At 70.8% G+C, this 23974-nt stretch carries 23 protein-coding genes; 7 read left to right on the top strand and 16 right to left on the bottom strand.

Going from position 1 to position 23974, the window contains the following annotated elements; translation table 11 throughout:
- Positions 1-103: 103 nt before the first annotated feature.
- The 7 genes from RBJ77_RS37270 to RBJ77_RS37300 all read right to left on the bottom strand — a co-directional run bounded on the left by RBJ77_RS37270 (position 104) and on the right by RBJ77_RS37300 (position 8644).
- Positions 104-1252 (bottom strand): aldose epimerase family protein, encoded by a 1149-nt coding sequence (locus RBJ77_RS37270; protein WP_372348987.1) that lies wholly within the window; start codon positions 1250-1252, stop codon positions 104-106.
- A 72-nt stretch (positions 1253-1324) separates the two neighbouring features.
- Positions 1325-2572, bottom strand: coding sequence for a multiple monosaccharide ABC transporter permease (gene mmsB / locus RBJ77_RS37275; protein ID WP_255969370.1), 1248 nt, complete (start codon positions 2570-2572; stop codon positions 1325-1327).
- Positions 2569-4131 carry a multiple monosaccharide ABC transporter ATP-binding protein gene (mmsA, locus tag RBJ77_RS37280; RefSeq protein ID WP_372348988.1) on the bottom strand — a complete coding sequence of 521 codons (1563 nt, stop codon included), beginning with the start codon at positions 4129-4131 and terminating at the stop codon, positions 2569-2571. Before mmsA ends, mmsB begins: the two co-directional genes overlap by 4 nt.
- Positions 4132-4167: 36 nt before the next feature.
- Positions 4168-5283, bottom strand: a complete 1116-nt coding sequence (gene chvE, locus RBJ77_RS37285; protein WP_372348989.1) for a multiple monosaccharide ABC transporter substrate-binding protein — start codon at positions 5281-5283, stop codon at positions 4168-4170.
- Positions 5284-5423: 140 nt separating this feature from the next.
- Positions 5424-6380 (bottom strand): hypothetical protein, encoded by a 957-nt coding sequence (locus tag RBJ77_RS37290; RefSeq protein WP_372348990.1) that lies wholly within the window; start codon positions 6378-6380, stop codon positions 5424-5426.
- Between the two features lie 105 nt (positions 6381-6485).
- The gene (locus tag RBJ77_RS37295) at positions 6486-7490 is read right to left on the bottom strand and encodes a zinc-binding dehydrogenase (protein ID WP_372348991.1); all 1005 of its coding nucleotides are present in this window, start codon (positions 7488-7490) and stop codon (positions 6486-6488) included.
- Positions 7487-8644, bottom strand: coding sequence for a mandelate racemase/muconate lactonizing enzyme family protein (locus tag RBJ77_RS37300; RefSeq protein ID WP_372348992.1), 1158 nt, complete (start codon positions 8642-8644; stop codon positions 7487-7489). Before RBJ77_RS37300 ends, RBJ77_RS37295 begins: the two co-directional genes overlap by 4 nt.
- Positions 8645-8834: 190 nt before the next feature.
- Here RBJ77_RS37300 and RBJ77_RS37305 point away from each other — a divergent pair, with 190 nt between their 5' ends.
- Complete coding sequence (locus RBJ77_RS37305; RefSeq protein ID WP_372348993.1) at positions 8835-9491, top strand: hypothetical protein; 657 nt, start codon at positions 8835-8837, stop codon at positions 9489-9491.
- 23 nt (positions 9492-9514) lie between these two features.
- Here RBJ77_RS37305 and RBJ77_RS37310 read toward each other — a convergent pair whose 3' ends face one another.
- Positions 9515-9952, bottom strand: a complete 438-nt coding sequence (locus RBJ77_RS37310; RefSeq protein ID WP_255969349.1) for a MarR family winged helix-turn-helix transcriptional regulator — start codon at positions 9950-9952, stop codon at positions 9515-9517.
- Positions 9953-10052: 100 nt separating this feature from the next.
- On the opposite strand from RBJ77_RS37310, the gene RBJ77_RS37315 reads away from it, so the two are divergent.
- The 4 genes from RBJ77_RS37315 to RBJ77_RS37330 all read left to right on the top strand — a co-directional run bounded on the left by RBJ77_RS37315 (position 10053) and on the right by RBJ77_RS37330 (position 12784).
- Positions 10053-11078 (top strand): NADP-dependent oxidoreductase, encoded by a 1026-nt coding sequence (locus tag RBJ77_RS37315; protein ID WP_372348994.1) that lies wholly within the window; start codon positions 10053-10055, stop codon positions 11076-11078.
- A 100-nt stretch (positions 11079-11178) separates the two neighbouring features.
- A complete protein-coding gene (locus RBJ77_RS37320) occupies positions 11179-11601 on the top strand; it encodes an organic hydroperoxide resistance protein (RefSeq protein WP_255969344.1) in 423 nt (140 codons plus the stop codon).
- Between the two features lie 41 nt (positions 11602-11642).
- Entirely contained in the window at positions 11643-12458 is an 816-nt protein-coding gene (locus RBJ77_RS37325; RefSeq protein ID WP_372348995.1) for an EI24 domain-containing protein, read from the top strand.
- Positions 12455-12784 carry a YrdB family protein gene (locus tag RBJ77_RS37330; RefSeq protein WP_372348996.1) on the top strand — a complete coding sequence of 110 codons (330 nt, stop codon included), beginning with the start codon at positions 12455-12457 and terminating at the stop codon, positions 12782-12784. The genes RBJ77_RS37325 and RBJ77_RS37330 overlap by 4 nt, the downstream gene beginning before the upstream one ends.
- A 22-nt stretch (positions 12785-12806) precedes the next feature.
- Here the strand turns inward: RBJ77_RS37330 and RBJ77_RS37335 are convergent, their stop codons facing one another.
- Positions 12807-13424 carry a TetR/AcrR family transcriptional regulator gene (locus RBJ77_RS37335; protein WP_372349030.1) on the bottom strand — a complete coding sequence of 206 codons (618 nt, stop codon included), beginning with the start codon at positions 13422-13424 and terminating at the stop codon, positions 12807-12809.
- 120 nt (positions 13425-13544) lie between these two features.
- Here RBJ77_RS37335 and RBJ77_RS37340 point away from each other — a divergent pair, with 120 nt between their 5' ends.
- Entirely contained in the window at positions 13545-16001 is a 2457-nt protein-coding gene (locus RBJ77_RS37340) for a beta-glucosidase (RefSeq protein ID WP_372348997.1), read from the top strand.
- Between the two features lie 54 nt (positions 16002-16055).
- On the opposite strand, the gene RBJ77_RS37345 is transcribed toward RBJ77_RS37340, so the two are convergent.
- Both RBJ77_RS37345 and RBJ77_RS37350 read right to left on the bottom strand, forming a co-directional pair.
- Positions 16056-17051: an aldose epimerase family protein gene (locus RBJ77_RS37345; protein ID WP_372348998.1), complete on the bottom strand. Its 996-nt coding sequence runs from the start codon at positions 17049-17051 to the stop codon at positions 16056-16058.
- Positions 17052-17071: 20 nt separating this feature from the next.
- On the bottom strand, positions 17072-17992 hold the full coding sequence (locus tag RBJ77_RS37350) for an SGNH/GDSL hydrolase family protein (RefSeq protein WP_372348999.1): 921 nt from the start codon (positions 17990-17992) through the stop codon (positions 17072-17074).
- 345 nt (positions 17993-18337) lie between these two features.
- On the opposite strand from RBJ77_RS37350, the gene RBJ77_RS37355 reads away from it, so the two are divergent.
- Positions 18338-18832 (top strand): DUF3145 domain-containing protein, encoded by a 495-nt coding sequence (locus tag RBJ77_RS37355; RefSeq protein ID WP_255969334.1) that lies wholly within the window; start codon positions 18338-18340, stop codon positions 18830-18832.
- 102 nt (positions 18833-18934) lie between these two features.
- On the opposite strand, the gene RBJ77_RS37360 is transcribed toward RBJ77_RS37355, so the two are convergent.
- From RBJ77_RS37360 to fasR, 5 genes are all read right to left on the bottom strand, one after another.
- Complete coding sequence (locus RBJ77_RS37360; protein WP_372349000.1) at positions 18935-20206, bottom strand: beta-ketoacyl synthase; 1272 nt, start codon at positions 20204-20206, stop codon at positions 18935-18937.
- Between the two features lie 89 nt (positions 20207-20295).
- Positions 20296-20544 carry an acyl carrier protein gene (locus RBJ77_RS37365; protein ID WP_018530896.1) on the bottom strand — a complete coding sequence of 83 codons (249 nt, stop codon included), beginning with the start codon at positions 20542-20544 and terminating at the stop codon, positions 20296-20298.
- A 99-nt stretch (positions 20545-20643) separates the two neighbouring features.
- The gene (locus RBJ77_RS37370; RefSeq protein WP_372349001.1) at positions 20644-21675 is read right to left on the bottom strand and encodes a ketoacyl-ACP synthase III; all 1032 of its coding nucleotides are present in this window, start codon (positions 21673-21675) and stop codon (positions 20644-20646) included.
- Between the two features lie 18 nt (positions 21676-21693).
- Entirely contained in the window at positions 21694-22617 is a 924-nt protein-coding gene (locus RBJ77_RS37375; RefSeq protein WP_372349002.1) for an ACP S-malonyltransferase, read from the bottom strand.
- 89 nt (positions 22618-22706) lie between these two features.
- Positions 22707-23939, bottom strand: a complete 1233-nt coding sequence (gene fasR, locus RBJ77_RS37380; RefSeq protein ID WP_372349003.1) for a fatty acid biosynthesis transcriptional regulator FasR — start codon at positions 23937-23939, stop codon at positions 22707-22709.
- Positions 23940-23974: the final 35 nt, after the last annotated feature.

The raw sequence follows: 23974 nt of genomic DNA on the forward strand, positions 1-23974 counted from the left end.
GCCTCCGCCCGTATCCGTGGTGGCATGTCATACGGATACGGGCGGGGCGGTGTTCAACGGCAGGTGCTCACGGGGCGCTCATGACGCACTCGCACGGCGCTCACTAGGCGCTGAACGAGTGCACCGTCGTCGTGCGGTACGTCTGACCGGGCCGCAGCACGGTGGACGGGAACGACGGCTGGTTCGGCGAGTCCGGGAAGTGCTGCGTCTCCAGGCACAGGCCGTCGCCCTGCCGGTAGGTGCGCCCGGAAGGACCGGTGAGCGTACCGTCGAGGAAGTTGCCCGAGTAGAACTGCACGCCCGGCTGATCGGTGGCGATCTTCAGGGTGCGGCCCGAACCCGGGTCCCGCAGCGTCGCGAAGTGCACCGGCGACGACGTGCTGCCCTTGTCGAGCACCCAGTTGTGGTCGAAGCCCTTCGCGGTGATCAGCTGCGGGTGCGCGGCCCGGATGTCGTCGCCGATCTCCTTGCCGCGCCGGAAGTCGAACGGCGTGCCCGCGACCTTCGCCAGCTCACCGGTCGGGATGAGCCCCGCGTCGGTGGGCGTGTACCGGGAGGCGGCCAGCGTCAGCTCGTGGCCCTCGATGGAGCCGCTGCCCTCGCCGGCGAGGTTGTAGTAGGTGTGGTTGGTGAGGTTCACGACGGTCGCCTTGTCCGTCGTCGCCTCGTAGTCGATCCGCCAGTCGCCGCGCGCCGTGAGCGTGTACGTGACCGTCGTGCGCAGCGTGCCCGGGTAGCCCATCTCGCCGTCGACGGACGTGTAGTACAGCTTCAGGCCCACGTCGGAGCCCGACGTGAAGCCCTCCACGTCCCACACCCGGGTGTTGAAGCCCTTGGCGCCGCCGTGCAGGGAGTTGGCCCCGTCGTTCACGGAGAGCTGGTACTTCGTGCCGTCGAGCGTGAACTGCCCCTTGGCGATGCGGTTCCCGTACCGGCCGATGGTGGCGCCGAAGAACGTGGTGCCCGCGACGTACGCCTCGATGGTGTCGTAGCCGAGGGAGACGTTCGCGTACCGGCCGTGGCGGTCCGGGAGCTCCAGGGACTGCACGATGCCGCCGTACGAGAGGACCTTCAGCCGGGTCCCGCCGTTCTGGAGGGACCAGCGGTAGATCTTCGTGCCGTCGGCGAGCTTGCCGAAGAGCTCCTTCACGGGCTTCTTTCCCGACGCGGCGTGTGCCGTGCCGCTGATCACGGTGGTGGCGGCGACGCCCGCGGCTGCCGCCGCGAGCACCGTACGTCTGGACGTGTCCATCTGACGCTCCTAGAGAGGGAGTTGAGCCTGATGACGAGCGACGTGCGACGTGCGAACTTTCCGGAGAAGCTGTTACGAACCGACGCGACGCTTGTTCCACACGTCGAAGCCGACCGCGGCGAGCAGCGCGAGCCCCTTGATCACCGACTGCCAGTCGGAGCCGACGCCCAGCAGGTTCATGCCGTTGTTCAGCACGCCGAGGACGAGACCGCCGATGATCGCGCCGAGGACGGTACCGACGCCGCCGCTCATGGACGCGCCGCCGATGAACGACGCGGCGATGGCCTCCAGTTCGAAGTTGAGGCCCGCCTTCGGCGAGGCCGCGTTGAGGCGGGCCGCGACGACCAGACCGGCCAGGGCCGCGAGCACGCCCATGTTCAGGAAGACGTAGAAGGAGACCTTCTTGTCCTTGACGCCGGAGAGCTTCGCCGCCGGGAGGTTGCCGCCGATGGCGTAGATGTGCCGGCCGAAGATGGAGTTGCGCATCAGGTAGCCGTAGCCGACGACCAGCACACCGAGGATGAGCAGGACGATCGGGGCGCCCTTGTAGCTGGCGAGCAGCATCGTCACCACGGCGATGGCGGCGACGATCGCGATCAGCTTCAGCACGAACAGGTTGAACGGCGGCAGTTCGAGCGCGAACTCCTGCTGGCGGCGCCGGTCGCGCAGCTCCTGGATCACCACGGCGGCGGCGAGCACGACACCGAGCAGCAGCGTCAGGTTGTGGTAGTTGGTGTTCGGGCCGACCTCGGGCAGGAAGCCGTTGCCGAGCTTGCCCAGGCCCTCCGGGAACGGGCCGAGGGTCTGCCCCTTCAGCAGGATCTCGGTGAGACCGCGCCACACCAGCATGCCCGCCAGCGTCACGATGAAGGAGGGTATGCCTCCGTACGCGATCAGCCAGCCCTGGATGGAACCGGCGGCGGCGCCCATCGCGAGGCAGATGACGGCCGCGACGGGCCAGGCCACGTCGTGGCTGACCATGAGGACGGCCGCCGTCGAGCCGACGAAGGCGGTCAGCGAGCCGACCGACAGGTCGATGTGCCCGGCGATGATGACCAGCATCATGCCGATCGCGAGGATCAGGATGTAGCTGTTCTGCAGCACCAGGTTGGAGACGTTGCGCGGCAGGATCAGGTCGCCGTTCGTCCAGATCGCGAAGACGATCACGAGCAGGCCGAGCGCGAGCAGCATGCCGTACTGGCGCATGTTGCGGCGCATCCCGTCGAGCACGAGGTGCAGCAGCCCGCCCCCGGCGCCGGCGCCGCCGCCCTTGCCCGGCGGCGCGGGCGCCGGGGACTTGTCCATCACGTCCGTGCTCATCGTGTTACCTCTTCTGTCCCGTTCTTGTCCTTGGTCATCAGGCGCATCAGGGACTCCTGCGTCGCCTCCGCGCGGGCGACCTCACCGGTCAGCCGTCCCGCGCTCATCGTGTAGATGCGGTCGCACATGCCGAGCAGTTCGGGCAGCTCGGAGGAGATGAACACCACCGCCTTGCCCTCGGCCGCGAGCTTGTCGATGACCGTGTAGATCTCGTACTTGGCGCCGACGTCGATCCCGCGGGTCGGCTCGTCGAGGATGAGCACGTCGGGACCCGCGAAGATCCACTTGCTGAGGACGACCTTCTGCTGGTTGCCGCCCGACAGCTTGCCCGCCGGTTCGAAGACCGTCGGGGCCTTGATGTTCATCGACTTGCGGTACTCCTCGGCGACCTGCCGCTCACCGTGCTCGTCGACCACGCCCCGCTTGGAGACCTTGCCGAGCGCCGCCAGGGAGATGTTGCGGTTGATGGTGTCGATGAGGTTGAGGCCGTAGTGCTTGCGGTCCTCCGTCGCGTAGGCGATGCCGTGCGCGACGGCGTCCGCGACCGACTTGGTGCGGATCTCCGTGCCGTCCTTGAGGACGGTGCCGCCCGCGTACCGGCCGTAGGTCCGGCCGAAGACGCTCATCGCGAGCTCGGTGCGGCCGGCGCCCATCAGGCCCGCGATGCCGACGATCTCGCCGCGGCGGACCTGGACCGACACGTCGTCGACGACCTTGCGCTCCCGGTCGATGGGGTGGTGCACGGTCCAGTTGCGGATCTCCAGGGCCGGCGCCGCGCCCTCCTCGGCGTGGTGCGGGGTCCGCTCGGGGAAGCGGTGCTCCAGGTCGCGGCCGACCATCCCGGAGATGATCCGGTCCTCGCTGGTCTCCTCGGCGTGCACGTCGAGGGTCTCGATGGTGCGGCCGTCGCGCAGGATCGTCACCGAGTCGGCGACGCGACGGATCTCGTTCAGCTTGTGCGAGATGATGATCGAGGTGATGCCCTGTTCCTTCAACTCCAGGATCAGGTCCAGGAGTTTGCCGGAGTCCTCGTCGTTCAGCGACGCGGTCGGCTCGTCCAGGATCAGCAGCTTCACGTCCTTGGCGAGCGCCTTGGCGATCTCCACGAGCTGCTGCTTGCCGACACCGATGTCGGCGATCCGGGTGTTGGGGTTCTCGGACAGGCCGACCCGGCGGAGCTGCCGGGTGGCGTGCCGCAGGGTCTCGCGCCAGTCGATCATCCCGCGGGTGGCGTGCTCGTTGCCGAGGAACATGTTCTCGGCGATCGACAGGAACGGCACGAGGGCCAGCTCCTGGTGGATGATCACGATGCCGCGCTTCTCGGACGCGTTGATGTCCTTGAACTCGCAGGGGTTCCCCTCGAAGAGGATCTCCCCCTCGTACGTGCCGTGCGGATGGACGCCGGAGAGCACCTTCATCAAGGTGGACTTCCCGGCGCCGTTCTCACCGCAGATGGCGTGGACCTCGCCCTGACGTACCGTCAGCGTGACGTCCGAGAGCGCTTTGACACCGGGAAAGGTCTTGACGATCGAGCGCATTTCCAGGACGGGTCCCGCCATGGTCGTGCCCTTCAACTAGTGGTCGGACGGGGTTACTTACTGGCCCAGGTCGGCCTTGGTGTAGTAGCCGCCGTCGATGAGCTCCTTCGCGTAGTTGTCCTTGGTGACCAGGACGGGCTTGAGCAGGTACGAGGGGACGACCTTGGCGCCGTTGTCGTACGTCTTGGTGTCGTTGACCTCGGGCTTCTTGTCGTGCAGCACGTCGTCGACCATGGTCACCGCGACCTTGGCCAGCTCGCGGGTGTCCTTGTAGACGGTCGAGTACTGCTCGTCCGCGATGATCGACTTCACCGAGGCGACCTCGGCGTCCTGGCCGGAGACGGCCGGCAGCGGCTTGGACTTGGAGCCGTAGCCGTCCGACTTCAGGGCGGAGAGGATGCCGATCGAGATGCCGTCGTACGGGGAGAGCACCGCGTCCACGCGGTTGCTGCCCTTGTACGTCGAGGTCAGGATGTCGTCCATGCGCTTCTGGGCGGTGGCGCCGTCCCAGCGCAGCGTGGTGACCTGGTTGAGCTTGGTCTGGCCGGACTTGACGACGACCTGCTTCTTGTCGATGTACGGCTGGAGCGTCTTCATCGCGCCGTTGAAGAAGTACTTGGTGTTGTTGTCGTCGTTGGAGCCGGCGAACAGCTCGACGTTGAACGGGCCCTTCTTGCCCTGGTCGAGGCCGAGCTTGGTGACCAGCGAACCGGCCTGGAGCTCGCCGACCTTCTCGTTGTCGAACGTCGCGTAGTAGCTGACGTTCTTCGAGTCGAGGATGAGGCGGTCGTACGCGATGACCGGGATGTCGGCGTCGGCGGCCTGCTGGAGCACCGAGCTGAGCGACTTGTTGTCGATCGCGGCGACGATCAGCGCGGAGACGCCCTGCGTGATCATGTTCTCGATCTGGGAGACCTGCTGGTCGGGGTCGTCCTCACCGAACACCAGCTTGGTCTTGTAGCCCTTCGCCTTCAGGGACTTGACAACGTTGTTGCCGTCCGCGATCCAGCGCTCGGAGGACTTCGTCGGCATCGCGATGCCGACGGTCGATCCTTCGGCGCTCTTCTTGCCCTCGTCCTTGCCGCCCTCGCTGTCCTGGCCGCAGGCGGTCAGGGTCAGCGCGAGGGAGGCGGTGGCGGCTATCGCTCCGAGAGCGGCTCGGCGGTTTCGCATGGTCATCATCCTTGATGTGAGAGTGCAGAGCTCGGTCGGGAGGTGCGAAGTCGCTGACGAGGAGCGGGGGTTGACCGAGAGGAGGTGCGTCGGATTCTGCGCGGCCTTGTCTGAATCTGGGAAGTTGTGTTTCCGGAACGTTATTGGGCCGTGTTGAAGCGCTTGAGATCGCCGGGCAGCCGGGAGCCGAGCGGCGACATTCCGTCACCGGCTCCGTGCCGTGCCAGCAGATCCAGCGCGAGCCGTCCCCTGCGCACCCGCTCGCGCGCGGTGTCGAGGGTGACGTCCCGCAGATGGGCGCCGTACGGATAGATGGCGGGCGCCTTCGCCAGTCCGAACTTCAGGTACAGCGGGGCGCCGCGGCGCACCAGTTCGGCGATCTCGTACATCCGGACATAGCCGCCCAGATCATCGGGAGCCTCGACGTACATGTCCATCGGGGCGGCCGACACCCGGCGGATCTCGGTGAGATGGGCGAGCGTCAGGTCGCTGGGCACGTTCAGCGAGTCCGCGCCCAGCTGCTCGAACACGGCGTACGAGGCCGGGTTCACGGGCCCGATGAGCGCGGACACCTTGAGCGTGGTGTCGGCGGGGATGATGCCCTGGGTACGCGCCCGGTGCAGCGCCCACAGCACGCCCTCGTCGGCGACGAGCAGGCACTTCACGCCCAGCTCCACGGCCCGGACGGCGTCCTCGACGCAGCCGGCGACGGCATCGTGGCCACGGGCCCGCAGGCCGGCGCCGCGGGAGTCCGTGCGCACGGAGGCGCCGGTGTCCCAGGTGCCGCGCGGGCCGGTGAACAGGCACAGCTCGATGTCGCGCTCGGCGGTCGCCTCGACCATCTCGACGATCTCGGTGTCCCGCAGCATCCAGACGCCGCTGCCCTGGCTGATGCGGTGGATCGGGACGTCGAGCCGCGAGGCCTCCTTGAGGACGACGCCGACGGCCTCGGGGCCCTCCACGGACGGGATCTCGACGCGCCACGTGCCGCCGTCGGGGAAGGCGTGCGGGGAGGCGTCCGCCGGGTCCGGCGCCGGGGCGCTCAGGCCGAGGGCGGAGAGGGCGGGTTCGCCGGACTGGCGGGGTGAGTCGGTCACGCTGGTCCTTACGTTCAAGTGACGTTCCACTGGGTTCGACATGTCGAACGGAGTTCGGATCCTGCCGGTCGCGAACCCCGTGAGCGGGCGGAATCCCCGCCGGGACTAAGGCCGCAACAGCACCTTCCCCACCTTCGGGTCCCCGGCCCCCACCAGCTCGATGGCCTCGGCGAACCGCTCCAGCGGCACCTCGTGCGTCACCAGCGGCGCCGGATCGAGCAGCCCCGCCCCGAACACCCGCACGGCGTGCGCCCACGCGTCCGGCGCGGCCCCGAAGACGGTCCGCACCTCCAGCTGCCGCACCACCAGGTCGGTCGGGTCGAGCCCGTCCGCCCCGGCCGCCGGGATCCCGGTGAGCACCAGGCGCCCGCCCCGCCGCAGCAGCGACGCCGCGGTGCGCGCGGCGGAGGCGGACCCGGCGGTCTCGATGACCACGTCGAAGTCGTCCGGCAGCTCGTCCCCGCGCAGCTTGAAGTCGGTCGCCCCGAACTGCCGCGACAGCGCGGCCCGTTCGTCCCGCGAGCCGACGACGAGCAGCTCGGCGGGCGAGCCCGCCGCGAGGAACTGCACGGCGAACATGCCGAGCGTCCCGGTGCCGACGACGGCCACCCGGTCCCCGGGCCGCGCCTCCGCCTTGAGCGCGGCGGCGGCGATGCACGCGGCGGGTTCGAGCAGCGCCGCTGCCGACAGGTCGGCGTCGTCCGGCAGGACGTGCAGCAGGCGCGCGGGCAGCACCAGCGTCGTCGCCATCGCCCCCGGCTGCGTGAAGCCCGTCTCCTCGTACCCGGCGGTGCACAGCGTCGTCTCACCGGCGTGGCAGCGGTCGCACACCTGGCAGTTCCGGAACCCCTCGCCGACGACCTTCCGGCCGGTCAGCGTCGCCGGGACCCCGTCGCCCACCGCTTCCACCACGCCGGACCACTCGTGTCCGGGGGTCAGCGGATAGCGCACGTAGCCCTCGGGCCGGTTGCCCTGGTACACCTCGCGGTCGCTGCCGCAGATGCCCACGGCGTGCACCCGCACCCGGGCCTCGCCGGGCCCCGGCGCGGCCGGCTCGTGCGCGACGAGCCGGTGCTGCCCGGGGGCGTCGACGACGACCGCGGAGCTCACTTGCCCGCCTTGGGGTCGCGCTTCTCCCAGCCCTCGGCCCACAGGTCGAACCGGGCCTGCTGCTGCGGGAACTCGGCGGCGGCGTCGACGTCGAGCTCGACGCCGAGGCCGGGCTCGTGCGACAGCTCGAAGTAGCCGTCCACGACCTGCGGCGCGCCCTTGACGACCTTCTTGATGTCGGCGTCCGCGAAGTCGTTGAAGTGCTCGAGGATCTTGAAGTTGGGCGAGGTGAAGCCGACCTGGAGCGAGGCGGCGGTGAGCACGGGCCCGCCCACGTTGTGCGGGGCGACCAGCACGTAGTGCGCCTCGGCCGTCGCGGCGAGCTTCCGGGTCTCCCAGATGCCGCCGATGTGGCCGACGTCGGGCTGGATGATGTCCGCGGCCTGGCTCTCGAAGAGCTCCCGGAACTCGATCCGGTCGTGGATCCGCTCACCGGTGGCGACCGGCATGTCGACCTTCGCGGCGACCTTCTCCAGCGCCTTGAGGTTCTCCGGCGGCACCGGCTCCTCCAGCCACGCGGGCTTGAACGGCGCGAGGTCGCGGGCCAGCCGGATCGCCGTGGCGGGGGAGAACCGGCCGTGCATCTCCAGCATCAGCTCCGCGTCGGGGCCGATGGCGTCGCGCACGGCCTCGATCAGCGACACCGCGTACAGCGACTGCTCGTGGTCCAGCTCGAAGTGCCCGGTGCCGAACGGGTCGATCTTCAGTGCCTTGTACCCGCGCTCCATCACCGCGCGCGCGGCCTTGTGGTACGCCTCGGGCGTCCGCTCCGTGGTGTACCAGCCGTTGGCGTACGCCTTGACCTTGTCGGTGACCTTGCCGCCGAGCAGCTGCCAGACCGGGACGCCCAGCGCCTTGCCCTTGATGTCCCAGCAGGCCATCTCGATCACGGCGATGCCGGACATGACGATCTCGCCGGCCCGGCCGTAGTCGCCGTACTTCATTCGCTTGACCAGGTCCTCGACGGCGAACGGGTCGGAGCCGAGAATGTGGTTGGCCTTGGCCTCGTTCAAGTAGCCGATGAGCGCGTCGGTGTGGCCCAGCATCCGGGTCTCGCCGACGCCCGTGATGCCCTCGTCGGTGTGCACCTGGACGTAGGTCAGATTCCGCCACGGAGTCCCGACCACATGCGTGCTGATTCCCGTGATGCGCAAGGCAGTTGCCCCCTGTGCTGTTCGATATTTCGTCACACGTTCGAAATGCTGGCGTGACAGTAAGGACGGGCCTGGGGGAGTGTCAATGGGTCTGCACCGAACAGTGCTGGTCGGAACGGGCTCTTCCGCACAGAAGATTCACAGCACCGGCTTTTTCCGTTACCGACCCGGCGCCTAGCCTCCCTACGTCATGGACTACTGCCACCCGTGCCGCAGACACCTCAACGGCGCTCTCGCCTGCCCGGGCTGCGGCACCCCCGCCGACGCCGTGCGCGCCTACGCCGAGGCGCTCGCCGCGCAGGAGGCGGCCGAGGAGACCGAGACGGCGGCGCGGGAGGATCCGGTCGGGCCGCGCGGCCGCAACCGCAGCCGGCGCCGCGTCCGCGCCGCGCACCGGCGGCGCCGCGGCCGCATCCTGCTCGCCTCCGCGGGCCTGGTCCTCGCGGCGGGCGGCCTCGGCCTCGCCGAGCTCGCCACGGAGTCCTCCGGGGGTACGGAGCCCCAGGCTGCCCCCGACGTGTCCGACGTCGGCGCGGACGCCGAGGAGGCGTCCCCCACCTCCGCCGACCCGGACCCGGCCGCGCCCACCGCGCCGCCCTCGTCCTCCGCCGAGTCCGCGCCGCCGTCGGCGTCCCCGAGCCCGAGCAGCGAGGCGCCGTCGACGTCACCCGGCACCGAGCAGCGGGACACTCCGGTCAACTCCACGTCGGCCGCGGCCAGTTCACCGCCCGACTCGCCGTCCACGGCGCGCCCGACCACCGCCGCGCCGCGTCCGACGGCCACGAAGCCCACCGCCCAGCCGTCCCCCTCGGAGACGTGCGAGCGGTTCCTGTGGTGGTGCACCTGAGGGATGCCCCGAGGGTGCGGGGGTCAGTCGATCCCGAGCATCCGGCGCAGCATCCCCCGGAACGCCACCCGCTCCTCCCGGGAGAGCCCGGCCAGCGGCTCCCGCGCGAAGTCCAGCGACTCCCGCAGGACGCGGGCGAGCCGGCGCCCCTCCGCCGTGGGCACGGCCACCTTGACCCGCCGGTCACCCGGTGACGGCTGCCGCTCCACGAGCCCCCTGGCCTCCAGGCGGTCCACGATCCCCGTCACGTTCGACGGCTCGCACTTGAGGCGCTGCGCGACCTGCCGCATCGGCAGCGGTTCGAGCGACAGCAGCCCGAGCACCCGCGCCTGCGCCCCCGTGAGCCCGTGCTCCGCCGCGGCCTCGTCGAACTCCTGGTGATAGCGCGCGACGACCTCGCCGATCAGCTCGACGACTTCCAGCGTGAGCGGATCCATCCGGGGGGAACGTGTGGCGGTCATGGGCTCCAGGGTACCCAGTTACTTGACATCCTGAAATATTCAGGAGCATGGTTGTTTCAGGTACTGAAATACTTTTCCCTACTGCTGACGAGGATCGCGCATGTCCGCCGACACCCCCCAGATCCCTGCCACCGGCCGCGAGTGGGTGCTGATCAGCCGCCCCGTCGGCTGGCCGAAGCCCGAGGACTTCGAGCTGCGCGAGGCCCCGGTCGCCGCGCCGGCCGCGGGCCAGGTCCTGGTCAAGAACCTGTACGTGTCGGTCGACCCCTACATGCGCGGCCGGATGTCGGCGGCGAAGTCGTACGTCGCGCCGTACGAGCTGGGCAAGGCCATGCAGGGCGGTGCGGTCGGCGTCGTCATCGCCTCGAACGACGAGGGCGTCGCGGTCGGCGACCACGTCCTGCACTTCTTCGGCTGGCGCGAGTACGCCACGTTCGACGCCAAGCAGGCCGTGAAGGTCGACCCCGAGGCCGCGCCGCTGTCCACGTACCTCGGCGTCCTCGGCATGACGGGCCTCACCGCGTACGCGGGCCTGCTGCGCACCCTCGCCTTCAAGGAGGGCGACAGCGTCTTCGTGTCCGGTGCGGCGGGCGCGGTCGGCGGCCAGGTCGGCCAGATCGCCAAGCTGAAGGGCGCCTCGCGGGTCATCGGCTCGGCGGGCTCGGACGAGAAGGTCAAGCTCCTCATCGACGAGTACGGCTTCGACGCGGCCTTCAACTACAAGACGGGCGACGTCCACGCGCTCCTGAAGGAGGCCGCCCCCGACGGCGTCGACGCCTACTTCGACAACGTCGGCGGTGACCACCTGGAGGCCGCCATCGCACGCCTGAACCGCGACGGCCGCATCGCCGTCTGCGGCGCGATCTCCGTCTACAACAACACGGAGCCCGCCCCCGGCCCGCGCAACCTCTCCCGCCTCATCCAGACCCGCGGCCGCATCGAGGGCTTCCTCGTCGGCGACCACTACGACCTGCAGCCGCAGTTCGTGCAGGAGGTCGGCGGCTGGATCAGGTCCGGCGAGCTCAAGTACCGCGAGACCGTCGTCGAGGGCATCGAGGCCAACCTGGAGGCGTTCCTCGGCGTCCTGCGCGGCGACAACACCGGAAAGATGGTCGTGAAGCTCTGACCTCACCGATCTTCGCCGAGTGACCCAGGCCACACCGTGATGTTCCATGATTCGGTAACCTCCTTCCACTTAACGAAATAACCGAACGAGGGAGCCGGTCATGGCCATCACGCAGTCCGACGTCGTCTACACCGCCGTAGCCACCGCCGAGAACGGTCGCGACGGCCGCGTCGCCACCGACGACGGCAAGCTCGACGTCGTCGTCAACCCGCCCAAGGAGCAGGGTGGTTCGGGTGCGGGCACCAACCCCGAGCAGCTCTTCGCGGCCGGCTACAGCGCCTGCTTCCAGGGCGCCCTCGCCGTCGTCGCCCGCCAGGAGAGCGCCGACATCACCGGTTCGACCGTCACCGCGAAGGTCGGCATCGGCAAGAACGACGAGGGCTTCGGCCTGATCGTCGAGATCGCGGCGTCGATCCCGAACGTGGACGCGGCCACCGCCAAGTCCCTGGTCGAGAAGGCCCACCAGGTCTGCCCGTACTCCAAGGCGACCCGCGGCAACATCACGGTCACGCTTTCCGTCTGACCCTTTTTCCGGTGTCGGGCCCGTCCCGTAAGGTTTGCGCCATGCGTGATCTCGGGGCGGGCTTCGGCTATTTGATGAAGGGGCAGCGCTGGGTTGCCCAGCACGGCAAGCAGTACGGCTGGAGCCTGCTGCCCGGCCTGATCACCCTCGTCCTGTACGCGGCGGCCCTGGTCTGCCTGGCCGTGTGGGGCAGCGACTTCATCTCCTGGGTCACCCCGTTCGCCGACGACTGGTCGTCGCCCTGGCTCGGCCTGTTCCGCGGCTTCCTCGCCGTGGTCCTCTTCGCCCTCGCCCTGCTCCTCGCGGTCCTCACCTTCACGGCGGTGACCCTGCTCATCGGGCAGCCCTTCTACGAGTCGCTCTCCGAAGAGGTCGACCGGGCCGAGGGCGGCGACGTCCCGGAGTCCGGCCTGCCGCTCTGGCGCGACCTGTGGATCTCGGCCCGCGACAGCCTGCGCATCCTGCTGCGCGCGGCCCTGTGGGGCGTCCTCCTCTTCGCGCTCGGCTTCGTCCCGTTCGTCGGCCAGACCGTGATCCCGGTGCTCGGCTTCTTCGTGACGGGCTTCTTCCTCACGGAGGAGCTGACGTCGGTGGCCCTCCAGCGCCGCGGCGTCGAACTCCGTGACCGCCTCGCCCTGTTGAGATCCCGCAAGGGTCTGGCCTGGGGCTTCGGCGCACCTCTCGCGGTCGCCTTCCTGGTCCCGTTCGTGGCGGTGTTCCTGATGCCGGGGGCGGTGGCCGGCGCGACCTTGATGGTGCGCGAGCTGGAAGGCGGCCAGGCCGGGCCGCCGCCGCACCCGCACGCGGCCGGTGAGGACGACGCGGCGGGCGCGCCCCGGCCCGGGGTGACGTCATGAAGGCGCCGAACCTGGCGGTCCTCTTCGTCGTGGAACTCGTGGCGCTCGGCGCGGTCGGCGCCTACGGCTTCACCCGGGACGTGTCGGCCCCCGTCGCCTGGCTCCTGGGCCTCGCCGGTCTGGCGGTGATGATCATGACCTGGGCCCTCTTCGGTTCCCCGAAGGCCCGGTACAAGACGCGCGGCGCCGGCCGGGTCGCGTTCGAAGTGGTCTGGTTCGGGGCGGGAGTCGCCGCCCTGGCGCTCGCCGGCGCCTACGTCTGGGCGATCGTCTTCGCCCTGGTGTGCGCGGTGAGCAAGGCCCTCGCGGTGCGCTGGGACCAGTGACCGCCGTCGTGGACGGGTGGGGTCAGGCCCCGTCCCCCTCCGGGGCGGACGGCCCGGCGCCGCCGCCGGCGAGCAGGCCCAGGAAGTCGCGGAACGCCTGCGGCATGTCCACGCCCTCCGGGTCCAGCAGCCACTGGTACTGCAACCCGTCCATCACGGCGACCAGCAGCGGCGCGGCCCGCTCCGGCGTGAGCCCGCCCGGCAGCCGGTCGCCGTACTCGGTGCGCAGCACCTCGGCCATGGAACCCCGTACGCCGTCGTAGCGCCGGGTGAAGAACGCGCGCGCCGGATGCCCCTCGGTCACCGACTCACCGAGCAGCGCGGAGAAGGTCTGCACGATGCCGGGCCGCATCGCGTTGTACTCGACGAGCGACCCGAGGAGATCGAGCCGCCACCGGCTGCTCGGCACCGCGTCCCACTGGTCCCGCTCCTCCAGGACGGCGACGAGCAGCGCCTCCTTCGTCGGGAAGTGGTGCAGCAGCCCCTGCTGGGTGAGCCCCACCCGTTCGGCGACGGCCGCCAGGCTCGCGCCCCGGTACCCGCGCTCCGCGATCACCTCGAGCGCGGCCCGCAGGATCTCGGCCCGCCGCTCCTCGCTCCGCGCGGTTCTGGTGCTGCTCATGCGGTCACCGTACGACATCGCGGGGGAGGCGCCCGGCACTCTTTATAACGTGGAAGTAACGAAACCTACCGACCTACAGGTGACGGGTGCACGATGGAGGTGCTCAGACCCCGAAGACCTCGACGAGGAGGCGCCGGCATGGCGAACCAGGTGGACGACAGCGTGGACGGCGGCGCGGACGACCGGGCCCGCGAGGCGGCGATCGAGGCCGCGCTCGGCAAGCTCGACCTCGACACCAAGGCCCGGCTCCTCGCCGGGCAGGACATGTGGTCGCTGCCCGCGATCCCCGAGATCGGCCTGAAGTCCCTGGTCATGTCCGACGGCCCGATCGGCGTGCGCGGCGTGCGCTGGACCGCCGACGACCCCTCCATCGCCCTGCCGTCCCCGACCGCCCTCGCCGCCACCTGGGACCAGGCCCTGGCCCGCCGGGCCGGCGCCCTGCTCGCCCAGGAGGCCCGCCGCAAGGGCGTCCACGTGCTGCTCGCGCCGACCGTGAACCTGCACCGCTCCCCGCTCGGCGGCCGCCACTTCGAGGCGTACAGCGAGGACCCGTACCTGACCGGCGTCATCGGCACCGGCTACGTCCAGGGCGTGCAGTCCGGCGGCGTCGGCACCACCGTCAAGCACTTCGTGGCGAACGACGCGGAGACCGACCGCTTCACCGTCGACAACCTCGTCCCCGGCCGCGCCCTGCGCGAGCTCTACCTGGCCCCCTTCGAGGCCATCGTCGCGAACGCCCACCCGTGGGGCATCATGACCGCCTACAACCAGGTCAACGGCACGACGATGACCGAGCACCGCTACCTCGTGAACGAGGTCCTGCGCGGCGAATGGGGCTTCGACGGCTTCAACGTCTCCGACTGGCTCGCCGCCCGCTCCACCACCGGCGCCGTCAAGGGCGGCCTGGACGTCGCGATGCCCGGCCCGCAGACCGTCTACGGCCCGGCCCTCGCGGCGGCCGTCCGCGCGGGCGAGGTCGAGGAACCGGAGGTCGACGAGGCCGTACGGAACGTGCTGCGGCTCGCCGCCCGCGTCGGCATCCTCGAAGGCGCCGAACCGGTCGTGCCTCCCGCGCGGCGCCCGGCCGAGATCGACGGCGAGGCCCTGGCCCGCGAGATCGCCCGCCGCGCCTTCGTCCTCGTCCGCAACTCCGGTGTCCTGCCGCTGCGGCCGACCACCCGGATCGCGCTCATCGGCGCCGCCGCCCGCGACGCCCGCGTCCTCGGCGGCGGCTCCGCCACCGTCTTCCCCGCCCGGATCGTCTCCCCGCTCGACGGACTGACCGCCGCCGTGGACGCGCTCGGCTATGCCGTCGGCGCCGACCCCAGCGACGAACTCGCCCCCGCCGACAAGGGGTTCACCCTGCGCGCCGTCTGCCGGGACGCCGACGGGAACGTCATCGGCGAGGGCTCGCTGCCCAGCGGCCAGCTCCAGTGGATGGGCGCCGACCTGCCCGCCGGCGTCACCCACGAGACGCTGCACAGCATCGAGATCAAGGGCACCTTCACCCCGCGCGAGAGCGGCGACCACGCCTTCGGCACGCGCGGCCTCGGCGCCTTCACCCTCACCGTCGACGGCACCGTCCTCTACGACGGCGTCCAGGCCATGGGCAGCGAGACCGACCCCTTCGAGGCGTTCTTCGGCGCCCCGCTGGAGCGCGGCAGGGTGCACCTCACCGAGGGCCGGACCGTCGAGGTGTCGCTCCAGCACCCCCTCGACAAGTCCCTCGCGATGCCGCTGCCCGCCGTGATCTTCAGCCTCACCCACCTCGGCCCGCGCCGCGACGAGGACACCCTGATCGCGGAGGCCGTCGCGGCCGCCCGGGACGCCGAGGCCGCCGTCGTCGTGGTCGCCACGACCGAGCGCGTCGAGTCCGAGGGCTTCGACCGCACCGACCTGCGCCTCCCCGGCCGCCAGGACGACCTGGTGCGCGCCGTGGCCGCCGCCAACCCGAACACCGTGGTGGTCGTCAACTCCGGCTCCCCGGTGGAGCTCCCGTGGCGCGACGACGTGGCCGCCGTGCTGCTCAGCTGGTTCCCCGGCCAGGAGGGCGGCGACGCCCTCGCCGACGTGCTCCTGGGCGCCGAGGAACCGGGCGGCCGCCTCCCCACCACCTGGGGCTCCCTCACGGACGCCCCGGTCACCGGGACGACCCCGGCCGACGGCCGGCTCGCGTACACCGAGGACGTGTTCATCGGCTACCGCGCCTGGGACCGGTCCGGCGCCACCCCCGCCTACCCGTTCGGCCACGGCCTCGGCTACACCGACTGGGCCTACGAGTCGATCGACGTGACCGGCACCACCGCCACCGTCCGCGTCCGCAACACCGGCGCGCGCCCCGGCCGCGAGGTCGTCCAGCTCTACCTGGCGCCCATCGAGCCCGACCCGGCCCGCCCCGCCCGCTGGCTGGCCGGCTTCGCGGGCGTGAGCGCGGCTCCCGGCGAGACGGTCGAGGCGGTCGTCGAACTCCCGCGCCGCGCCTTCGAGATCTGGGACGAGAGCACCGACTCCTGGGCGTACCAGGAGGGTTCGTACGAGCTGATCGCAGGCCGCTCGCTCACCGACGGCCGGGTCACCGAGACGATCGTCGCCTGACGGCCGCTCCTACCGACCGGGGCGGCGGGTCCTGACCCCCGCCGCCCCACGGACTCAGCCGCGGACGCCGAACCCGTACAGCGTCTGCGAACGGAACACCTCGCCCGGCCGCAGCACGGTGCTCGGGAACTCGGGCCGGTTCGGCGAGTCCGGGAAGTGCTGCGTCTCCAGGGCGATCCCGTCACCGGGCGCGAACGGCACCGCCGCGTCGAAGTGGTCCCCGGTGTAGAGCTGCAGGCCGGGCTCCGTCGTCGCCACGCCCACCGTCCGCCCGGACGCCGGGTCGTGCAGCTCCGCGACCGCGACGGCCGCGTCGGTGACCCCCTTGTCGAGCACGTAGTTGTGGTCGTAACCGGACCCGACCTTCCGGCTCTCCCGGAAGTCGAACCGCGTCCCGGCCACGTCCCGCAGCTCCCCGGTCGGAATCAGTTCGTCGTCCACGACGGTCACCCGCCCGGCGTCGATCCGCACCTCGTGACCGCCCGCCGCGTTCCCGGCACCGGCGCCGCCCAGGTTCCAGTACGTGTGGTTCGTCAGGTTCACGATCGTCGGAGCGTCGGTCACCGCCTCGTACGAGATCCGCAGCGCCCCGCCCTCCTCCAGCGCGTACGTCGCCGAGACCTCGAGCCGCCCCGGGAAGCCCTCCTCGCCGTGCGGCGAGACCCGGCTCAACCGCACCGCGTGGTCCCCGGCCGGCGCCGCGTCCCACACCCGCTTGTCGAAACCGCGCTCGCCGCCGTGCAGCGCGTTCGGCCCGTTGTTCTGCGCGAGGTGGTAGATCCGCTCGTCCAGCGGGAACCGGCCGCCGGCGATCCGGTTCGCGTACCGGCCGACCAGGGCGCCCAAGTAGGGCGCGGGGTGCGTCAGATAGCCGGCCAGATCGGGGAACCCGAGCGCGATCGGGCCCATGGCCCCGTCCCGGTCGGGCGTCTCGACCGACTGCAGGATGCCCCCGTACGTCAGGACGCGTACCCGCACCCCGTCCCGCTCCAGGGTCCAGCGGTGGACAGCGGTGCCGGTGGGAAGGGTGCCGAAGAGTTCGCCAGTCATGATCGAGACCCTACGCCCGCTCAGGCCGGCGGCTCTTCGGCGGTCACTCCGTGATACGCCAGCGCCGCGAGCCTGGCCTGACCGTCCTTGCTCGGGTGGAACCAGTCCCAGTGACTCAACTGCTGCTCCCCGAACCGGTACCCGAAGACCGCGCCCCCGTCGTACCGGCACCGCTTGTCCTTCGCGCACACGTCCTTCAGGACCTCGTTGTACGCCACGACGCGCTCCTGCACCGCGTCGCGCCGCGCCGTGGCCGCCGTGTCGACGTCGTCCGGATCGGCCAGCATCGACGAGCAGATGCCCAGCTTCCACACCTGCTTGCCCAGCGGATTCTCCCGGCCCTCGGACCAGAGCCGCTTCAGATCGGGCACGCTCGCCACATAGACCTGTGCCTTCGGCGCCTCGCTCCGCAACCCGCGCAGCGCACGCTCGAAGTCGGCCCGGAACGCGGCCACGGGCGTCATCGAACCGGCGGTCGAGCGGCACGCGTCGTTCGCCCCGACCATCACCGTCACCAGACCCGGCCGCTGCGCCCCGGCCTGCTCCATCTGCAACGGCAGATCGGCCATCCGCGCGCCGGTCCGCGCGTGGTTCCAACTGTGCGTCCTGGCCCGGCTCTTGCCGAGGAGCCGGACGGCGAGGCTGTTCACCCCGGAGTCCGAGCCCGTCGCCCACGACACCTCGGGGCAGTCGGCGAGCACCCCGCACGCGTCGAAGCCCCGGGTGATCGAATCGCCCACTGCGGCAACCGACCGCGGGCTCGTGTCCCACGTCGGGGTGGGTTTCGGCGACGGCTTCGCGGCGGCCGTGGAACCCTTCGGGCCGGGGGAGTTGTCACCGGTGGCGTCACAGGCGGTGAGGGCCGTGACACCGAGCACGCCCGCCGTCACGGTGGCGACGGCGGCCCGCACGGCAGTTGACCGGTGGCTTCGCTTCCGCATCCCGTCGTCGCCTCCGTCTCTCACTGCTGCCTCCGTGCCGGGTGCACCGACCAGGCTGACGCCGTACGGGGGGCCGGGGTTGCGCCCCGCCGGGTGAAAGGTCGGTGTTTGTGGGCCCCGGGACCGACAGTACGTCACACTCCTTGCACCGCTGCGCGATAGCCTCGCCCCGGGGTCCCCGGTCGACCCTGTGAGACCCCGCTGTACCGGTTCCGCTAAATTACAACACGTCAGATGTGTCCCTTTTTGTCTGGACCTTTTCGGTTCGGACAGAAGGACAGAAGGTTCGGCACGGGCGCGAGGCCGCTGGGGAAGGCGACCCTCGACACCCACACTGGAGGTCCGGTGACGACACGTGGAGTTCTGTACGTGCACTCCGCACCGCGCGCGCTGTGCCCGCACGTCGAATGGGCGGTCGCGGGCGTACTCGGCGCACGCGTCAGCCTCGACTGGATCAGGCAGCCCGCCGCGCCGGGCACCTGGAGATCGGAATTCTCCTGGCAGGGCGAGGTCGGCACGGCCGCGAAGCTCGCCTCCGCCCTGCGCGGCTGGCAGCTGCTGCGCTTCGAGGTGACGGCGGAACCCTGCGCCGCCGCCGAGGGCGAGCGCTACAGCGCCACCCCCGAACTCGGCATCTTCCACGCCGTCACCGGCATCCACGGCGACATCCTCATCCCGGAGGACCGCCTGCGCGCCGCCCTGGCCCGCTCCAAGGGCGGCGAGAGCCACCTGGAGTCCGAGGTCGCCAAGCTCCTCGGCAAGCCCTGGGACGACGAACTGGAGCCTTTCCGGTACGCGGGCGAGGGCGCCCCGGTCCGCTGGCTCCACCAAGTGGTGTAGCTCCCTCCGAGCGTACGAAGTGGGCCCGCCCCGGTCACCCGGGGCGGGCCCACTCGCATGCTCGGCGGAGTACCGGAGCGCGTCAGAACGCGCCGGAACGCGTCAGATCGTCCGGAACGCCAGGACGACGTTGTGCCCACCGAACCCGAACGAGTCGTTGAGCGCGGCGATGCGTCCCTCGACCGGCAGCTTCCGGGCCTCACCGCGAACGATGTCGGCGGCGGCCTCGGCCTCCGGGTCCAGGTTCTCCACGTTGATGGTCGGCGGAGCCAGCCGGTGGTACAGCGCCAGCACCGACGCCACGGTCTCGATGCCACCGGCGCCACCCAGCAGGTGACCGGTCATCGACTTCGTCGCGGACACGGCGAAGTGGTCGACGTCGTCGCCGAACACCTTGCGCAGCGCCTTCAGCTCGGCCACGTCTCCGGCCGGCGTCGACGTCGCGTGCGCGTTCACGTGCACGATCTCGGCCGGGTCCAGGTCGGTGTTGTCCAGCAGGTGCTGCAGGGCCTGCGCGATGCCGCGGCCCTCCGGCTCCGGCTGCACGATGTCGTGGCTGTCGGCGGAGATGCCCTGGCCGACCGCCTCCGCGTAGACGCGGGCGCCACGCGCGGCGGCGTGCTCGGCGGACTCCAGGACGATCACGCCGGCGCCCTCACCGAGGACGAAACCGTCACGGGCGACGTCGTAGGGGCGCGAGGCGCCCTGCGGGTCGTCGTTGTTCTTGGACATCGCCATCATGTTGCCGAACGCGGCGATGGGCAGCGGGTGGATGGCCGCCTCGGTGCCACCGCAGACGACGACGTCGGCGCGGCCGGTGCGGATCATCTCGATGCCGTAGCCGATGGCCTCGGCACCCGACGCGCAGGCGGAGACCGGCGTGTGCACACCCGCGCGGGCGTTCACGGCCAGGCCCACGTTGGCCGACGGGCCGTTGGGCATCAGCATCGGCACGGTGTGCGGGGAGACGCGGCGAACGCCCTTCTCCTTCAGCACGTCGTACTGGTCGAGAAGCGTGGTCACGCCGCCGATGCCGGACGCGATGACGGCGCCCAGCCGGTCGGGGTCGACGGACGGGTCCTCACCGGCCTTGTCGGTGAAACCGGCGTCCGCCCACGCCTCCTTGGCGGCGATCAGCGCGAACTGCGCGGAGCGGTCCAGCTTGCGGGCCTGCGGGCGAGGAATGACCTCGCTCGGATCCACGGCGACCGGCGCCGCGATGCGGACCGCCTGCTCGGCGGCCCACTCCTGCTCGAGGGGCTTGACGCCGGAACGTCCGGCGACCAGGCCCTCCCAGGTGGATGTCACGTCGCCACCCAGCGGTGTGGTTGCGCCGATACCGGTGACGACCACGGTGCGATTGGTCGAGCTCACAGGAATTCTTTCTCCAACGGATGCGAGGGATTCAGCGGCGCCACCGCCGGGTGGCGGAGCGACTGACCTCAAGGTCGAGAGCTGGTGGCTCAGGCCTGGTGGTCGAGGATGTACTTCGTGGCGTCGCCGACGGTCTTGAGGTTCTTGACGTCGTCGTCCGGGATCTTGACGTCGAAGCGCTCTTCGGCGGCGACGACGACCTCGACCATGGACAGCGAGTCGACGTCCAGGTCATCGGTGAAGGACTTGTCCAGCTGGACGTCCTCGGTGGGGATCCCGGCGATCTCGTTCACGATCTCGGCGAGACCGGCGACGATCTCTTCCTGAGTGGCGGCCATCTTGGCGCTCCTTCGGTGTGTATCCAGAGGGTGTGGCGCCCACCGCGGCAGCGGCAGGGTGGTGACACCGTCCGGACCAGGTGATCCGGACGGGGATGCCTAGGGGAGGGTAACGACCGTGGCGGCGTACACGAGACCCGCCCCGAAGCCGATGACGAGCGCGGTGTCGCCGCTCTTGGCCTCGCCGGTCGCCAGGAGCCGCTCCATCGCGAGCGGAATCGAGGCGGCCGAGGTGTTACCGGTGGTGCGCACGTCGCGGGCGACCGTGACGTGCTCCGGCAGTTTCAGAGTCTTCACCATCGAGTCGATGATCCGCTCGTTGGCCTGGTGCGGAATGAAGACATCCAGGTCGTCCGCGCTGACTCCGGCCGCGTCCAGCGCCTGCTGGGCGACCTTCGCCATCTCGAACACGGCCCAGCGGAACACCGCCTGGCCCTCCTGCGTGATCGCAGGGAACTTGACGTTGCCCTCGGAGTCCACGGGCAGCTGCGACACGTCGCCGCTGCGGAACGTGTCCCACGGCACGGTCTGCTTGATCGTCCCGGCCTTGTCGCCCTCGGAACCCCACACCGTGGGGCCGATCGCGGGCTCCTGGGCGGGACCGACGACCACGGCACCGGCGCCGTCACCGAACAGGAAGGCCGTCGCACGGTCCTCCAGGTCGGTCAGGTCCGACAGCCGCTCCACGCCGATGACGAGGACGTACTCCGCGCTGCCCTCGACGATCATGCCCTTGGCGAGGGTCAGCCCGTAGCCGAAGCCGGCGCAGCCCGCGGAGATGTCGAAGGCCGCGGCCTTCTGCGTCCCCAGCCGGTCCGCGATCTCCGTCGCGATGGCCGGCGTCTGCGCGAAGTGCGAGACGGTCGACACGACCACGGCGCCGATCTGCTCGGACCGGATCCCCGCGTCGGCGATGGCCTTGCCGGACGCCTCGACGGACATCATGGCCACGGTCTCTTCGTCATTGGCCCAGTGGCGGGTGGAGATGCCGGAGCGCGAACGGATCCACTCGTCGGACGAGTCGATCTTCTCGAGGATCACCTCGTTCGGCACGACCCGCGTCGGCCGGTACCCGCCGACACCGAGGATGCGCGCGTACGGGGCACCCTTGCTGGGCTTGATCTTCGACATGCTGCTCGGATCTCCTTCTCAGGCCGTTGCTTCTGTGGCTTCGGCGATCAGGGCGCGGGCCGCGTCGAGGTCGTCGGGGGTCTTCAGGGCGAGGGTCTTGACGCCGGGCAGCGCACGCTTGGCGATACCGGTGAGGGTGCCGCCCGGGCACACCTCGATCAGCGCGGTCACGCCGAGCTCCTGGAACGTCTCCATGCACAGGTCCCAGCGGACCGGGTTCGCGACCTGGCCCACCAGACGGGAGACGATCTCGGCGCCGGTCGCGACGGTCCTGCCGTCCTTGTTCGACACGTACGTGACCGTGGGGTCGGCCGGGGCCAGCCCGGCGGCGGCCTCCTCCAGCGTCGCCACGGCGGGAGCCATGTGCCGGGTGTGGAACGCGCCGGCCACCTTCAGGGGCACCACGCGTCGCACGCCCTCGGGCTTGTCGGCCTCCAGCGCGGCCAGCTCCTCGAGCGTGCCGGCGGCCACGATCTGGCCCGCGCCGTTCACGTTCGCCGGGGTCAGGCCCAGCTTCTCCAGGTGCGGCACGGTGACCTCGGGGTCGCCGCCGAGCAGCGCCGCCATCCCGGTCTGCGTGATCGCCGCGGCCTCGGCCATGGCCAGACCGCGCTTGCGCACCAGCTGCAGCGCGGTGGTGTCGTCCAGCACGCCCGCGAAGGACGCCGCGGTGAACTCGCCGACACTGTGCCCCGCGACCGCACCCGGCGTGACATCGCCGAGCGCCGAGGCGGAGAGGATCCCGGCCGCCACGAGCAGCGGCTGGGCCACGGCCGTGTCACGGATCGCGTCCGCGTCGGCCTGCGTGCCGTAGTGGGCGAGGTCGAGTCCGATGGCGTCGGACCACGCGGCGACGCGGTCGGCGGCACCGGGGAGGTCGAGCCAGGGGGTCAGGAAGCCGGGCGTCTGAGCGCCTTGGCCGGGAGCGACGAGTACGAGCACTCTCACACTCTCTCTTGTGGACGGTGCGGGCCGCCCGTGGGGACAGGGACGAAGAACCGAAGGGGGAATTGTAGACCCCCGACAAAAGCCTACGACTGGGGATCTGCGTCGGCCAGACGCCCCAGGATCAGCGCGATGCGCAAGGTGAACGCCGAGCGCACATCCGATGGCGACCACCCGGTGACGTCGGTCACACGTCGGAGCCGGTAGCGGACGGTGTTCGGGTGGACGAAGAGCATCCGGGCCGCACCTTCGAGGCTGCTCGCCTGCTCCAGGTAGACGCTGAGCGTCTCCAGCAGAGCCGAGCCCGCTTCCTCCAGCGGTCTGTAGATCTCCTCCACCAACTGGTCCCGCGCAGCCGGGTCTCCCGCGATCGCGCGCTCCGGAAGCAGATCGTCCGCCAGAACGGGACGCGGAGCGTCCTGCCACGCGCCGCACGCCTTGAGCCCGGCGGCCGCGGCCTGCGCGGAACGGGTGGCCGCGAGCAGGTCGGGCACCACGGGCCCGGCGACCACCGCCCCCGCGGCGAACGGCCCGATCAGCGACTTCGCCACGGCCAGCGGATTGTCGCTGCCGCCCGCGATCACCACGAGCCGGTCACCGAGCACACCGGTCAGGACCTGCAGCTTGGCGTGGCGCGAGGCCCGCCGGATGGCTTCCACGGTCAGCTCGCTGTCGCCGTCCGGAGCGGTGCCGAGCACCACGCACACGTGCTCCGGCGAGTTCCACCCCAGCGCCGCGGCCCGGCTGACCGCGCCCTCGTCGGCCTCCCCGGACAGCACCGCGTTCACCACGAGGGACTCGAGCCGCGCGTCCCAGGCGCCCCGCGCCTCCGCCGCCTGCGCGTACACCTGGGCGGTCGCGAACGCGATCTCCCGCGCATACACGAGCAGCGCCTCCCGCAGCACGCTCTCGTCACCGGGCGCCGCCACCTCGTCGATGGCCGACTCCATGACCTCGATCGTGGTGCGCACCATCTCCACGGTCTGGCGCAGCGTGATCGCCCGCGTCAGCTCCCGCGGCGCGGTACCGAAGACGTCCGTCGAGATCGCCTGTGGAGCGTCCGGGTGCCGGAACCACTCGGTGAACGCCGCGATACCCGCCTGCGCGACCAGGCCGATCCACGACCGGTTCTCCGGCGGCATGGCCCGGTACCAGGGCAGCGTCTCGTCCATGCGCGTGATCGCCTGCGCGGCGAGCGCCCCGGAGGACTTCTCCAGGCGCTTCAGGGTCGCCGAGTGCGGGTGGGCATCCGCGAGGGCGTCCGGACGACGGCCGGCTGATTCGTTCTCTGAAGGCTGCGCTGATTCCGATTGGGGCACGGGGACAAGACTGCCTTATCAGGACGGCCCAGCGG

Source organism: Streptomyces sp. KL116D (assembly GCF_030766975.1).
In the GTDB taxonomy this organism is placed as follows: domain Bacteria; phylum Actinomycetota; class Actinomycetes; order Streptomycetales; family Streptomycetaceae; genus Streptomyces; species Streptomyces longispororuber_A.